Genomic DNA, 13,107 nt, shown 5'->3' on the forward strand with positions numbered 1-13,107 from the left:
CGGCTGGGGATCACACGTCGGTGCGGTGGAAGTTCTGCCAGGAACGCGAGGCCGTCGGCCCGCGCTGGCCCTGGTACCGAGAACCATAGATCGACGATCCGTACGGGTGCTCCGAGGCCGACGACAGGCGGAAGAAGCACAGCTGGCCGATCTTCATGCCCGGCCACAACGTGATCGGGAGCGTCGCGACGTTGCTCAGCTCGAGCGTCACGTGACCGCTGAAACCCGGGTCGATGAACCCGGCCGTCGAGTGCGTGAGGAGACCGAGGCGGCCCAGGCTGGACTTGCCCTCCAGACGGGCCGCGACGTCGTCGGGCAGGGAGACCTGCTCGAAGGTCGCGCCCAGGACGAACTCGCCCGGGTGCAGGATGAACGGCTCGCCCGGCTCGACCTCGACCAGGCGCGTCAGGTCCGGCTGGTCCGTCGACGGGTCGATGAACGGGTACTTGTGGTTGTCGAACAACCGGAAGAACTTGTCGAGCCGCACGTCGATGCTCGACGGCTGGAGCATCGCAGGGTCGTAGGGGTCCAGGCGGACCCGCTGGGCGTCGATCTCGGCAGTGATGTCGCGGTCGGAGAGGAGCACGGGGCAACCGTACTCCGCACCGGCGGGGCACCGGTGCGGAGTATCGGACCGCGGGGGTACGTCAGCTGCGCAGCGGGCGGCCCGTGGAGTCGACCGAGTACTGACCGCTCTTGGCCGTCAGGTAGAGGATGCCCTCGACGAGACCCCAGATCCCGACGAGCGGCGCCAGGAAGCCGAACGACAGGACCGAGATCAGCAGCATCGCCACGCCGATCCCGGTGTACCCGAGGTAGAAGCGGTGGATGCCGAGCGACCCCAGGAAGATGCCGAGCAGACCGGCCGCGAGCCGTGACTTCGCGTTCGGGTCCTCGTAGTAGCCCGGCTGCTGGGCGCCGTACGCGCCGTACGGCTGCTGGTACCCCTGCTGATAACCCTGCTGGGGGGCTCCGTACCCGTACCCGGGCTGCTGGGCGTAAGGGTCCGTGCCGTAGGCCGAGTGCTCCCCGTACGCGGGCTGCTCGCCGTACGCCGGCTGCTGGGCGTACGGTTCGGTCGGTGCCCCGTACGCGGGCTGCTGCGGCGCCCCACCGTACGTGCCGTACGGGTCCGCTCCAGCCGCAGGATCGGTGGGCTGCTGCTGGTACGGGTTCTCGGACAAGACGCCTCCTCAGGCAGTGCTCGGGCACAAGATGCTGGCATCCTGGCCCGACGTGGGTATGATCGTGGACGCACGCCGGTTCCTCACCGGCTCGCACCGGCCGGAGACGGCCCGCGAGCTGCAGGGTTCCACGTCACGCGGATGTAGTTCAATGGTAGAACTTCAGCTTCCCAAGCTGATAGCGCGGGTTCGATTCCCGTCATCCGCTCCACACGTCGAGAGGCCCCGCACCTGCTGGTGCGGGGCCTCTCGCGTTCGCCTCCGGACGGACCGACGCTCCCGCCCCGCGCCGCCGTCACACCTCGTCGCGCGTGCGGGACCGGACGACGGCGCTCCCGACGCCGACCAGCACGGCCACGCCGCCCAGCACCACGAACAGGATCGGGGACTGCGGTCCGTCCTTGCCGGTCAGCGCGGCGATCCCACCGCCCAGCGCCCAGACGGCGCCGATCACGATCAGTGCGAGCGAGCTCCAGTACCGACGAACCACGAGTCCTCCGATCTTCCCCGCGCACCGGTGCGTGCGCACCGCCCGAGCATGCCACGCCCGGGCCGCCAAATCGGGCATATGCGCTGGAACCGGTGCTCAACCGTCACGCGACCAGTCCGGCAATCCGCATCTGCGGGCCTATAGTCGTCCTCATGCCGCACTATCGGATCAGGGAAGCAGCCGACCTGCTCGGCGTCAGTGACGACACCGTGCGGCGCTGGGTCGACGCCGGAGACCTCGACGCGACGCTCGACGGCTCCGGTCGCAAGGTCGTCGACGGCGCGCAGCTCGCCGAGTGGGCTGTCCGCACCGCGCAGTCCGCGCCCGACCCCTCGGGCGTCGCCCGCTCCGCCAGGAACCGGTTCGTCGGCATCGTCACCGGCGTCGTCAGCGACACCGTGATGTCCCAGGTCGAGATGCTGTGCGGCGGACAGCGCGTCGTGTCCCTCATGAGCACCGAGGCCGTCCACGAGCTCGGTCTCGAACCGGGGAGTCTCGCCGTCGCCGTCGTCAAGGCCACCACCGTGATCGTCGAGACGCCAGGAGGCCTCGCGTGACCCGCACCTTCCCCTTCCGCACCGCCCCCCGCACCACGACGCATCCCGCCGCACGCCCCGCCCTGCGCACGCTCACCGCGGGGACCACCGCCCTGCTGGTGGCCGCGCTCGCGGGGTGCGCGGCGCCGTCGGGCACTGCGGACCCCGGAGACACCGGCTCCGCGCCCGCCGCCGAGCAGACGCTCACCGTGCTCGCCGCCGCCTCGCTGCGCGACGTGTTCGCGGACCTCGCCACGGACTTCGAGGCCGACCACGACGGCGTGACCGTCGCCCTGTCGTTCGCAGGGTCGGCCGACCTCGCCGACCAGCTCCTCGCCGGGAGCCCCGGCGACGTGTTCGCGTCGGCAGACACCACGAACATGGGGCGCGTCGTCGAGGGCGGCGACGCCGCCGACCCCGTGGTCTTCGCGACCAACACCCTCACGGTCGTCGTGCCCGCCGGGAACCCTGGCGGCATCACGTCGTTCGCGGACCTGGCGCGCGAGGACCTCAAGGTCGTCGTGTGCGCCGCCGAGGTGCCCTGCGGGGCCGCGACCGCCAAGGTCGAGGCCGCCGCCGGGACCACCGTCCACCGCGTGAGCGAGGAGGCGAGCGTGACGGACGTGCTCGCCAAGGTCACGGCCGGGGAGGCCGACGCCGGGCTCGTCTACGTCACCGACGCGACCCTCGCGGGCGACGACGTCGAGGTGGTCGACGTCCCCGAGACGAAGACCGTCCTGAACACCTACCCGATCGCCGTGACCTCCGGCGCCGCGGACGCCGCACTGGCACAGGAGTGGCTCGACCTCGTGACCGGGCCCGTCGGCCAGGCCGCGCTCGCGAAGGCGGGCTTCGGGGCGCCGTGAGGCCCGACGACCCCGCGAGGACCAGGGAGGCCACCTGATGCGCGGGCTCCCCCGCTGGGTCCTGGCCCCCGCGATCCTCGGGGCCCTGTTCGTCGTCGTGCCCGTGGTCGCCATGGTCGCGCGCCTCGACGTCTCCGGGGGCCTCGGGGGGATCTGGGACCTGCTCACCTCACCGACCGCGACCGACGCCCTGTGGCTCTCGGTGCGGACCTCGCTCGTCGCGACCGTGTGCTGCGTGCTGCTCGGCGCACCCATGGCCCTCGTCCTCGCGCGGACCACGTTCCCGGGGCAGCGCGTGGCCCGTGCGCTCGTGCTGCTCCCCCTCGTCCTGCCGCCCGTCGTGGGAGGCATTGCGCTGCTCTACACGTTCGGGCGGCGCGGGCTGATCGGCCAGCACCTGTCCGTCCTGGGGATCGAGGTCGCGTTCACGACCACCGCGGTGGTCATGGCGCAGACGTTCGTCGCGCTGCCGTTCCTCGTGCTGAGCCTCGAAGGATCGCTGCGGACGCACGACGTGCGCTACGAGGAGGTCGCCGCGACGCTCGGCGCCTCCCCCACGACCGTGCTGCGCCGCGTGACCCTGCCGCTCGTCCTGCCCGGGCTCGTGTCCGGGGCGGTGCTCGCGTTCGCGCGCGCCCTCGGGGAGTTCGGCGCGACCATCACGTTCGCCGGGGCGCTCCAGGGCGTCACGCAGACCCTGCCGCTCGAGATCTACCTCCAGCGCAGCGCAGACCCCGACGCCGCCGTCGCGCTGTCGCTCCTGCTCGTGGTCGTGGCCGTCGTCGTCACGGCGGCCGTGCACGGAGGGCCGTTCGGCCGCGCGACCCCCGCCGAGGGAGACGGGAAACCGGCCGACGGTGACGCGATCTCCGCCGACGGTGACGGGGCGCGTCACCCTCGACGGACCGGCGCGTCGCCCTCGGCGGGCGGGTCCGTCAGTCCCGGTGCACCGGTGCGCGTGCGCGTCCGCCTCGCGGAGCGCGGCGTCGACCTCGACCTCACGATCGAGCCCGGCCAGGTCGTCGCGGTCCTCGGCCCCAACGGCGCCGGGAAGTCGACCCTGCTCCAGGCCGTCACCGGCCTCCTCCCCCACAGCGGCCGCACCCGGTCGGGGTGCCCCGACGAGCTGCGCGTCTCGATCGACGGCGCCGTCCTCACCGACACCGCACGGGGCACCGCGGTCCCGCCTCGGCGTCGCGGCGTCGGCTGGCTCACGCAGCGACCGCTGCTCTTCACGCACCTCGACGCGGTCGACGACGTCGCGTTCGGGCTCCGCGCCCGGGGTGCGACCCGGCGTGAGGCCCGGGCGCAGGCCCGCGAGCGCCTCGCCGAGCTCGACGCGGAGCACCTCGCCGGGCACCGGCCGCGCGAGCTCTCCGGCGGCCAGGCGCAGCGGGTCTCGATCGCGCGAGCACTCGCGACCGACCCCCGCGTCCTGCTGCTCGACGAACCGCTCGCATCGCTCGACGTCGGGGTCGCGCAGCAGGTGCGCCGCACCCTGCACGACACCCACCGCGCCCACCCCCGCACGACCCTGCTCGTGACGCACGACCTGCTCGACGTCCTCCTCCTCGCCGACCGCGCGGTCGTCCTGGAGCACGGCCGGGTCGTCGAGGACGGGCCGGCGCGCGAGGTCCTGACCCGCCCGCGGTCGCGGTTCGCGGCGCGCCTGGCGGGGATCAACCTGCTCGCGGGCACCGCGACCGACGACGGCGGGCTGCGGCTCGGCGCGGGAGGTGACGCAGCGACCGGCACGAGCAGCGCGGGCACCCCACCCGCCCCCACCACGACGCAGGTCGTGGCCGGGGTCGTCGCCGACGACGAGGGCCTCGTCGCGGGGGACCCCGCGGTAGCGATGTTCGAGCCCCGGGCGGTCGCCATCCACCGCGAGGCGCCGTCGGGCAGCCCGCGCAACGCCTTCGCGGTGACGATCACGTCGCTCGAGCCGCACGGGCAGCTCTTCCGGGCCTGGGGAGAGGCGACGGGACCGCGCGAGGTGCGCGACGCCGTCGGGCACCGCGCCGCCGACCTGACCCCGACGTCCGTCGCCGACCTGCGCCTCGCACCGGGCGAACGCGTGTGGTTCGTGGTCAAGGCGGCCGAGGTGCAGGTCTACTCCACGCGCTGAGCGCGCCAGGCGCGGACCGACTCCGCGAGGCTCCCCGTGACCGGCACGTCCGCGAGGAGGAGCGCCTGCCCCGCGTGGTAGACGTCGGGCTTGCCGCCCCACACCTCGGCCGACGGCCGGTTGTGGGCGTCGAGCTCGTGGTGCCACGAGCCCCGCTCGACGTCGACGAGGTGAGACCGCGCGTACGCCCACCAGTCGTCGGCGAGCCGCGCGTACCGCTCCTCGCCCGTGACCCGGGCGAAGACCTCGGCGGCCGCGATCGCCTCGGCCGCGACCCAGTGGAAGCGGCGCTGCTCGACAGGTCGCCCGTACCAGTTCACGGTGTAGACGAACCCGCCCTCCTCGGGGTCCCAGCCGTCGGCCGCGGCGCGGTCGAACAGGTGGCGGGCGGCGTCGAGGCGGGCCCCCGGTGCGACGGCGACCCCGGAGTCCTGCGCCGCCTGCGCCGCGTCGAGCTGCAGCAGCAGGCGCGCCCACTCGAAACCGTGGCCCGGCGTCGACCCGTACGGCTTGAACTGGTCGGTGGGGTGGTCGACGTTGAGCTCTGGCTGCGGCCGCCACGCCGCGTCGAAGTGCTCGACGACCCGCCAGTCGCGCTCGGCGGCCCAGCCGACGACCCGCTGCGCGATCGCGCTCGCGCGCTCGAGCCACAGGGCGTCGCCGGTCGCCGAGTGCGCGGCGAGCAGCGCCTCGACGCCGTGCATGTTGGCGTTCGCCCCCCGGTAGGGCGCGCACACGGTCCAGGCACGGTCCCACTCGTCCCGCAGCATGCCCTGGTCCGCCTCCCAGAACTCCTGGTCGAGGATGCGCAGCGCGTCGTCGAGCAGCTCGCGCGCCCCGGGCCGTCCCGCGATCGTGGCGCTCGACGCGGCCAGGACCACGAACGCGTGCGCGTAGGCGCTCTTGGTGTCGTCGACCGCGTCGCCCGGCCCGCGCGAGGCGAACCAGCCGCCGTCCACGGGGTCGGCGAGGTGGCTGCGCAGCCCGTCGAGGGCCCGGTCCGTGAGCGTGTCGGCCCCGGGCACCCCGAGCAGGGTCCCGAGCGCGTACACGTGCGCCATGCGTGCGGTGATCCACGTGTGCACGGGCTCGCGCGCGTCGGGGACGCCGTCGGCGTCGAGCCACCGCGCCCCGCCGTCGGGCCCGAGCGACGCCTGCGCGAAGGCGAGCAGCCTGCGCAGCTCGTCGTGACGCCACGCGGCCCCGCCCGTCGTGCGTGCCGGCTCGTCCATGACCGTCATCGTTCCCCGTTCGTCGTCCTTGTCCGAGATCTTCCCCGGACGGGCCCCTGCTCGTCGAATGCCCGTCGAATGCCCGCCTCAGCCCTTGACCGACCCGGACATGAGCCCACCCATGAAGTACTTGCCGAGCAGGATGTAGACCAGGAGGGTCGGGAGCGAGGCGAACAGCGCCCCCGCCATCGAGACGCCGTAGTTCTGCAGCAGCGCACCGTTCGCGAGGTTGTTGAGCGCGAGCGTGACCGGGCCGTTCTGGCTCGAGGAGAAGAACACCGCGAAGAGGAAGTCGTTCCACGCGGACGTGAACTGCCAGATCAGCACGACCACGAAGCTCGGGATCGACAGCGGCAGGACGATCGACCAGTACGTGCGCAGCATGCCCGCCCCGTCGACGCGCGCGGCCTCGATGAGCTCGCTCGGGACGGTCTGGTAGTAGTTGCGGAAGATCAGCGTCGTGATCGGCAGGCCGTAGATCACGTGCAGCACGATCAGCGTCGGGATGCCGCTCGGCAGGTCGAGGCTCAGGACGAGCTGGTTGAGCGGGATGATCACCGCCTGATACGGGATGAACATGCCGAAGAGGATGAGCGTGAAGACGAGGTTCGCTCCCCGGAACCGCCAGCGTGAGAGCACGAACCCGTTGAGCGACCCGAGGAACGCCGAGATGAGCGCGGCCGGGATCACCATCTGGAGCGTGCGCAGGATCGCGGGTGACAGCGCGGTCCACGCGGCCTGCCAGTTCTCCGTGGTCCACACCTGCGGCAGGTTCCACGCGCGGGTCGGCGCCGCGTCGCCCGGTCCCTTGAAGCTCGTGACGAGCAGGACGTAGACGGGCACGAGCACGACGAGCACGAACAGGATCAGGAGCGCGTAGCGCAGCGTACGGGCCACGGAGAACCGCTCGACCGGCTTCTTGCGACGACGCGAGCCGGCGGCGCCGGACCCCGAGCCCGAGCCCGGTGCCGTCGCCTCGACAGGGGTGGTGACCGTGGTCATCGGATCTTCTCCTTGCGGTTCAGGGAGATCAGGTAGGGCACGATCACGAGCGCCACGATGATGAGCAGGATCGCGCCCACCGCGGCCGCGTTCGCGTAGTCGAAGCTCGACTTGAAGACGTACATGTCGACCGCGGGGACCTTGGTCTGGTAGTTCGAGGGCTTGGAGATCGACATGATGAGGTCGAACGCCTTGAGCGACATGTGGCCCACGATGATGAGCGCGGACAGCGCGATCGGGGTGAGCTGCGGGAAGAGCACGTAGCGGTAGAGCTTCCACTCGCTCGCGCCGTCGATGCGGGCCGCCTCGCGCAGCTCCTCCGGGATGCCGCGGAACCCTGCGAGGAAGAGCGCCATGACGTAGCCGGAGAGCTGCCAGATCGCGGGGATCGCGATGGCCGCGATGCCGAACGTGACGTTGTTCCACCAGTCGTTCTGGAGCGCGTCGAGCCCGATCATCTGGAACAGCCGGTTGAGGCCGCTGGCCTTCTCGTCCTGGTTCGAGTTGAGGAGCCAGCGCCACACGACGCCCGAGGCGATGAACGAGACCGCCATGGGGAACAGGTAGACGGCGCGGAAGAAGCCCTCACCCTTGACGGGCTTGTCGAGGAGCCAGGCCCAGACGAAGCCGATGACCATGGTGCCCACCAGGAAGACCACGGTGTAGATCAGCAGGTTCAGCAGCGAGTGCTGGAACTCCGGGCTCGCGAGGAGGTCGAGGTAGTTCTGGAAGCCGACCCTGGACACGGGCGCCTGACCCGTGGACTGTGCGGCCTTGTGCATGTCCGTGGTCGAGGTCGAGAAGTTGATCGCGATGAGGCCGTAGACGAACACCCCCACCAGGATCAGGGACGGGGCGACGAGGAGCAGAGGCGGCCCCCAGCGTCGGGCGGAGTGGATCACCGGTGATCCTCCAAGGGTGCGGGCACGGTCCGGGGCGCTCGCCGCGGGGGTGCGGGAGCGCCCGCCGACCGGTGCGGCGGGGAACGAGGCGGTGCGGCGGGAAGCCGCGGGTACGGGACGTGACCGGGCGGTGCCCGCGCCGGGCCCGCCCCGCGCCCTACTCGGCGGCGGCAGCGGCCAGGTCGGCCTGGTACTGCGCCAGGTCGGAGGCGCCGGAGGTGAACTTGCTCGTCGCGTCCGAGACGGCGTTGAGCACGGCGACCGAGGCGGCCGCGCCGTGCGCGAGCGACGGCACGATCGTGTCGTCCGCGAACGAGGTGATGGCGGTCTGCTGGTACTCGGAGAAGTCCGTCGGGTTCGCGTCGGTGCGGGCCGGGATGGAGCCCTTGGCCTTGTTGAACGCCGTCTGGCCCTCGAGGCTCGAGACCGTCTCGATCCAGGCCTTGGCACCGTCGGGGTTCTTGGCTCCCACGGGGAGCGTGAACGAGTCGGCGAGGAATCCGAACATGCCGTCCGTCCCGGGGACCGGGAAGTAGGTGAAGTCGGTGCCGGCCGTCTTGCCGGCCTCCTCGAACGCCGCCACGGCCCAGTCGCCCATGACGTTGAACGCGGCGTCGCCGTCCATGACGAGCTGGGTGGCCTCGGGCCAGTCCAGGCCGTCGCGGTCGGTGTTGGTGTAGCTCATGAGCTTCTCGAAGTCCTCGAGCGCGGCCGTGACCTCGGGGCTCTCCCAGTCGGTCGTGCCGTCCCAGAGCCCGTTGTAGGCCTCGGCACCGAGGTCGGCCATGAGGACCGTCTCGAGCAGGTTGACCTGGGTCCAGGTCTGGCCGACCGAGAGGGCGGTCTTGCCCGTGGCCTGGACCGCGTCGAGGGCGGCGAACCAGTCGTCGAGGGTCGCGTAGGTCGCGGCGGGGTCGAGGCCCGCCTCGGTCAGGACCGCAGGGTTGGCCCAGACCATGTTCGAGCGGTGGATGTTGGAGGGCATCGAGTAGATCTTGCCGTCGACCGTGAGGAGGTCGATGAGGTCCTGCGGGAAGACGTCCGTGACCCCGAACTCGTCGTACAGGTCGGAGATGTCCTCGATCTGGGCGGCGTCGATGTAGTCCGTGAGCTCTGCGCCCGCGTGGGCCTGGAAGGTGTCCGGCGGGTCGTTGGCCTGGAGCCGGGTCTGGAGCAGGTCCTTGGCGGCCGATCCGGCGCCGCCGGCGACCGCGCCGTTCACGAAGGTGTAGTCGGGGTGCTGCTCGTCGAAGACCGAGACGAGGGCGTCGAGGCCGGCCTTCTCGGAACCGGCGGCCCACCAGGTGAAGACCTCGACGTCACCGCCTGCGGCATCCCCCGAGCCACCCGAGGTGGAATCGCTACCAGAGTCGCCGCTGCAAGCCGCGAGGGCCAGGAGGGCTGCGGTGCCCACCAGTGCCCCGGCGACGCGTAATCCGTTACGCATGGGGTCCTACTTTCGTCGTTGACAGCGCTGTCAGGAACAGGTCGAACGTAAGACCGCACCTCTCCCCCTGTCAAAGAGGTACGCCGAATCGTTACCTGCGAGAGACATCCGCGGGGGTCGAAGAGGACGACGACGACAAAGCGGCCGGCCTGACGCTCACCCCGGTCGGGTCATCGCCGGGCCGGGACCTCCACCGCCGCCAGGCGCGGCGCGATCTCCCCGGAACCCCGGGGGATCAGCACGGTCGGGACGACGCGCAGCCGTGGAGCGCCCCCGGGCGACTCGATGCGGTCGACCGCGAGACGCGCGGCCTCCTGACCCATCGCGGAGATCTCGTAGCCCACGACGGTCACGTCGAGGACGTCCGCGAGCTCGAAGTCGTCGAACCCGACGAGGGCGACGTCGCGGCGCGCGCCCTGGACGGTGCGCAGCGCTCGGAGCGCCCCCTGGGTGATCTTGTTGTTGGCGGTGAGGATCGCGGTGGGGGGCTCGTCGAGAGCGAGGAGCCCCTGGACCGCCTCACGGGCCGTCGCGGCGTCGTGCAGCCCGTCGCGCACGTAGCGCTCGGGGTCCTCGATCCCGGCGTCGCGCAGTGCGGCGACGAAGCCCTCGTGCCGTTCGCGGAACGTCCACAGCCGGGACAGGTCTCCGGCGAGCGCGATCCGGCGGTGCCCCTGCGCGAGCAGGTGCCGGGTCGCGGCGGCGGCGCCGGCACGGTTGTCGAGCACGACGGTGTCGGCCTCGATCCCGCTCGGCGGGCGGTCGAGGAAGACGACGGGCACGCCGCTCGCGAGCTCGGCGTGCAGGTAGGAGTGGTCGGTCGCGGTGGGAGCGATGAACAGGGCGGCGACGCGGCGTTCGATCAGCGCGTCGATGAGCTCGCGCTCCTGGTCCGCGTCCTCGTCGGAGCTCGTGGTGATGAGCTGGAGCCCGTGTTTGCGCAGCTCGCGCTCGATCCCTCCCGCGAGGTCCGAGTAGAAGGGGTTGGCGATGTCCCCGGTCACGAACCCGACGAGGCGGGAGCCGCCGCCGCGTGCAAGGTCCGCCGCGACGGCGTTGCGCCGGAAGCCGAGCGCGTCGGCGGCCGTGCGCACCTTGAGGCGGGTCGCCTCGGAGACGCTGGGTTCGTTGTTGAGCACGCGGGAGGCCGTCTTGAGGCTGACCCCCGCGGCCTCGGCCACCGCGGCGAGGGTCGGGCGACCTCCGCCGCGTGCAGTGCGGCCTCCTGAGGCCATGTGCACACCCCCGCACGGTTCGACTGGCGGGGATTCTTCCACACCCCGACTGGCTCCGCCTCGACGTGTCGCCGACGACGCGGTTCGGACGGCCAGGACCGTCCGGCGCTCCTGGGGCGAGTAGACCCGATCTTGACAGCGCTGTCAAGCAGGACGCGCACCCTCCGTCGTAGCCTCGACGTGACACCGCGTCCACACCCTGCCCCGGGTGGACGCCGGACCGATTCGTGACCATCCGACGCTCTCCGCTAGCCTTCGATCGCCCTGTCGGTCCAGGACGCCGCCGGCGGGTTGCACGCAGGCGACCAGAGCAGCAGGAGGCGTCATGGGTCGCACCGCTCCGGGGTGGTACCCCGACCCCTCTGCCGCCGGTGCGGAACGGTGGTTCGACGGCGACCGCTGGTCCCAGCACACGCGCCCCGCCGTCCAGCCGACCAGCACGCAACGCCTCCCCCTCGGCGTCGGGACGCTCGGCGTCGACGCCCCACGCCCGGCGAACCCGTCGGGTGAGAAGTCCCCCGCCATGCCGTTCGCCGAGGTCCGCCCGGCCGTGGAGGAGCAGCCCGCGTCGTACGCGCCCGCGTCGACCGTCCGGGCGCTGCCCCCGGTCCCTGCCCCGCCGGGACGGGCTGCTCGGCCCGCGTCCCCCACGGGCCCGACGGCGTCCCGCGCCTCGGCCCGCCAGCAAGCCTCGACACGCCGGGACGCCTCGACGGGGCGACCCGCCCGGCAAGGACTTCTCTCCGGGCCCGCGCTCTGGGTCGGCGGCGCGGTGCTCGTCGTGGCCCTCGCCGGGAGCGGGGTCGCCCTCACCCAGAAGGGCGGATCGGACACCCCGCCGACCCCCGTGACCTCCAGGACGACCACCGCTCCGCCACCCGTCGAGGACCCCGCGGAGGACCGGACCCCGGACTACCTGGAGGTGGCCAACTCGGCCGTCCTCGAGGTCCCGACCCTCGACGTCGACGCCGTCGTGGCCGCAGCCCCCTCCCAGTCGGCGCTCGCGACGGTCGCGCTGCTCGAGGTCGGCGACCGGGACGTCTCCGCCGCGTTCGCGGTCGAGGCGTTCGGAGCCCGTTTCGCCGACACGGACGGCAACGGGTGCGACACCCGCAACGACGCGCTCACCCGGTCGATGTCCGGGGTCTCCTTCAGGCCCGGCACGAACGACTGCGTCGTCCTGACGGGCCTGCTCGCCGACCCGTACAGCGGCACCGACATCGCCTTCGAGCGCGGCCCGCTGTCCTCGGAGAAGGTGCAGGTGGACCACGTGGTCGCCCTGACCGACGCGTGGCACAAGGGCGCACGGACGTGGGACGCGGCACGGCGCGAGGCCTTCGCCAACGACCCGCTCAACCTCCTGGTCGTCGACGGCACCCTCAACCAGCAGAAGGGCGACGGGGACGCCTCGGCCTGGCTCCCTCCGAACGAGGCCTTCCGCTGCGCGTACGTCGCACGCCAGGTGGGCGTCAAGTACACCTACGGCCTACGCGTGACCAGCACCGAGAAGGCGGCCCTCGTCGCCGTCCTCTCGACGTGCCCGGGCGAGCCGCTGCCGAGCGGCAGCACGCTCCCTGCGCCCCGCGACCCCGTCGTCCCCCCGGTCGAGAAGCCCCGGCCGCGCCCCACGCAGACCCCCACGCCCGAGGCACCTCCCGTCGCGGCACCACCCCCTCCCGCCCCGGCACCCCCGACGCCCGAGGCGACGCCGAGCCAGGCCCCGATCCCCGACGACTGCAAGGTCAAGGGCCTCTACGTGCGCCAGATCGACGGCGCGACCAACGTCTACTACGTGCGGGGCGAGGAGTGGAACTTCCGGGACGTCAAGGCCGACGTGTGCTTCGAGAGCCGCAAGGACGCGGAGGCGGCGGGCTTCAAGCGGGCGTGGTGGTAGACGCGGAGACCGTGACCAACCCGGCCGACCAGCCGCGACGCGGCGACCACCGCCCCCTGCCCGGCGCAGGCACTCCCTTCCGCCCGCCGCCCGAGCCCGGTCGGGGATGACGCGTGACTCCGGGCGAGCGCGACGAGGCCCCCGGCCACTCGTGCTGTGCGTACCTCCGGGCGCCGACACGTGGAACGGAC

At 72.4% G+C, this 13,107-nt stretch carries 12 protein-coding genes and 1 tRNA gene; 5 read left to right on the forward strand and 8 right to left on the reverse strand.

Annotated features, from left to right (window positions below):
- Positions 1 to 10: 10 nt before the first annotated feature.
- Together dcd and H9640_RS05945 are read right to left on the reverse strand one after the other, a co-directional pair.
- Positions 11 to 586, reverse strand: coding sequence for a dCTP deaminase (gene dcd / locus H9640_RS05940; RefSeq protein WP_030151112.1), 576 nt, complete (start codon positions 584 to 586; stop codon positions 11 to 13).
- Between the two features lie 61 nt (positions 587 to 647).
- On the reverse strand, positions 648 to 1,184 hold the full coding sequence (locus H9640_RS05945) for a TM2 domain-containing protein (RefSeq protein WP_191789811.1): 537 nt from the start codon (positions 1,182 to 1,184) through the stop codon (positions 648 to 650).
- Between the two features lie 137 nt (positions 1,185 to 1,321).
- On the opposite strand from H9640_RS05945, the gene H9640_RS05950 reads away from it, so the two are divergent.
- Positions 1,322 to 1,395 (forward strand) — tRNA-Gly (locus H9640_RS05950).
- An 84-nt stretch (positions 1,396 to 1,479) separates the two neighbouring features.
- Here H9640_RS05950 and H9640_RS05955 read toward each other — a convergent pair.
- A complete protein-coding gene (locus H9640_RS05955) occupies positions 1,480 to 1,674 on the reverse strand; it encodes a hypothetical protein (RefSeq protein ID WP_191789812.1) in 195 nt (64 codons plus the stop codon).
- A gap of 152 nt (positions 1,675 to 1,826) precedes the next feature.
- Here H9640_RS05955 and H9640_RS05960 point away from each other — a divergent pair, with 152 nt between their 5' ends.
- The 3 genes from H9640_RS05960 to H9640_RS19595 are packed head-to-tail and all read left to right on the forward strand — an operon-like array spanning position 1,827 to position 5,204.
- Positions 1,827 to 2,231, forward strand: coding sequence for a TOBE domain-containing protein (locus tag H9640_RS05960; RefSeq protein ID WP_191789813.1), 405 nt, complete (start codon positions 1,827 to 1,829; stop codon positions 2,229 to 2,231).
- Positions 2,228 to 3,076 carry a molybdate ABC transporter substrate-binding protein gene (gene modA / locus H9640_RS05965; RefSeq protein WP_318243672.1) on the forward strand — a complete coding sequence of 283 codons (849 nt, stop codon included), beginning with the start codon at positions 2,228 to 2,230 and terminating at the stop codon, positions 3,074 to 3,076. The genes H9640_RS05960 and modA overlap by 4 nt, the downstream gene beginning before the upstream one ends.
- 37 nt (positions 3,077 to 3,113) lie before the next feature.
- Positions 3,114 to 5,204: an ABC transporter permease gene (locus H9640_RS19595; protein WP_191789814.1), complete on the forward strand. Its 2,091-nt coding sequence runs from the start codon at positions 3,114 to 3,116 to the stop codon at positions 5,202 to 5,204.
- On the opposite strand, the gene H9640_RS05975 is transcribed toward H9640_RS19595, so the two are convergent.
- The 5 genes from H9640_RS05975 to H9640_RS05995 form a co-directional block, all read right to left on the reverse strand.
- Complete coding sequence (locus H9640_RS05975) at positions 5,189 to 6,436, reverse strand: AGE family epimerase/isomerase (RefSeq protein ID WP_191789815.1); 1,248 nt, start codon at positions 6,434 to 6,436, stop codon at positions 5,189 to 5,191. The two genes, H9640_RS19595 and H9640_RS05975, sit on opposite strands and share 16 nt — an antisense overlap.
- A gap of 87 nt (positions 6,437 to 6,523) precedes the next feature.
- Entirely contained in the window at positions 6,524 to 7,438 is a 915-nt protein-coding gene (locus H9640_RS05980) for a carbohydrate ABC transporter permease (protein ID WP_191789816.1), read from the reverse strand.
- A complete protein-coding gene (locus tag H9640_RS05985; RefSeq protein WP_191789817.1) occupies positions 7,435 to 8,340 on the reverse strand; it encodes a carbohydrate ABC transporter permease in 906 nt (301 codons plus the stop codon). Before H9640_RS05985 ends, H9640_RS05980 begins: the two co-directional genes overlap by 4 nt.
- A 157-nt stretch (positions 8,341 to 8,497) precedes the next feature.
- Entirely contained in the window at positions 8,498 to 9,787 is a 1,290-nt protein-coding gene (locus tag H9640_RS05990; RefSeq protein WP_191789818.1) for an ABC transporter substrate-binding protein, read from the reverse strand.
- Positions 9,788 to 9,957: 170 nt separating this feature from the next.
- Positions 9,958 to 10,968 carry a LacI family DNA-binding transcriptional regulator gene (locus tag H9640_RS05995; protein ID WP_318243673.1) on the reverse strand — a complete coding sequence of 337 codons (1,011 nt, stop codon included), beginning with the start codon at positions 10,966 to 10,968 and terminating at the stop codon, positions 9,958 to 9,960.
- Positions 10,969 to 11,347: 379 nt separating this feature from the next.
- On the opposite strand from H9640_RS05995, the gene H9640_RS06000 reads away from it, so the two are divergent.
- Positions 11,348 to 12,916, forward strand: a complete 1,569-nt coding sequence (locus H9640_RS06000) for a GmrSD restriction endonuclease domain-containing protein (RefSeq protein WP_191789820.1) — start codon at positions 11,348 to 11,350, stop codon at positions 12,914 to 12,916.
- The last annotated feature ends 191 nt before the right edge of the window (positions 12,917 to 13,107 follow it).

It is taken from the genome of Oerskovia gallyi (assembly GCF_014836745.1).
In the GTDB taxonomy this organism is placed as follows: domain Bacteria; phylum Actinomycetota; class Actinomycetes; order Actinomycetales; family Cellulomonadaceae; genus Oerskovia; species Oerskovia paurometabola.

Excerpts from the sequence above, each read along its gene's own strand:
- H9640_RS05960 (WP_191789813.1), top strand. The coding sequence starts at position 1,827 with ATGCCGCACTATCGGATCAGGGAAGCAGCCGACCTGCTCGGCGTCAGT.
- H9640_RS19595 (WP_191789814.1), top strand. The coding sequence starts at position 3,114 with ATGCGCGGGCTCCCCCGCTGGGTCCTGGCCCCCGCGATCCTCGGGGCC.
- H9640_RS05975 (WP_191789815.1), bottom strand. The coding sequence starts at position 6,436 with ATGGACGAGCCGGCACGCACGACGGGCGGGGCCGCGTGGCGTCACGAC.
- H9640_RS05980 (WP_191789816.1), bottom strand. The coding sequence starts at position 7,438 with ATGACCACGGTCACCACCCCTGTCGAGGCGACGGCACCGGGCTCGGGC.
- H9640_RS05990 (WP_191789818.1), bottom strand. The coding sequence starts at position 9,787 with ATGCGTAACGGATTACGCGTCGCCGGGGCACTGGTGGGCACCGCAGCC.
- H9640_RS06000 (WP_191789820.1), top strand. The coding sequence starts at position 11,348 with ATGGGTCGCACCGCTCCGGGGTGGTACCCCGACCCCTCTGCCGCCGGT.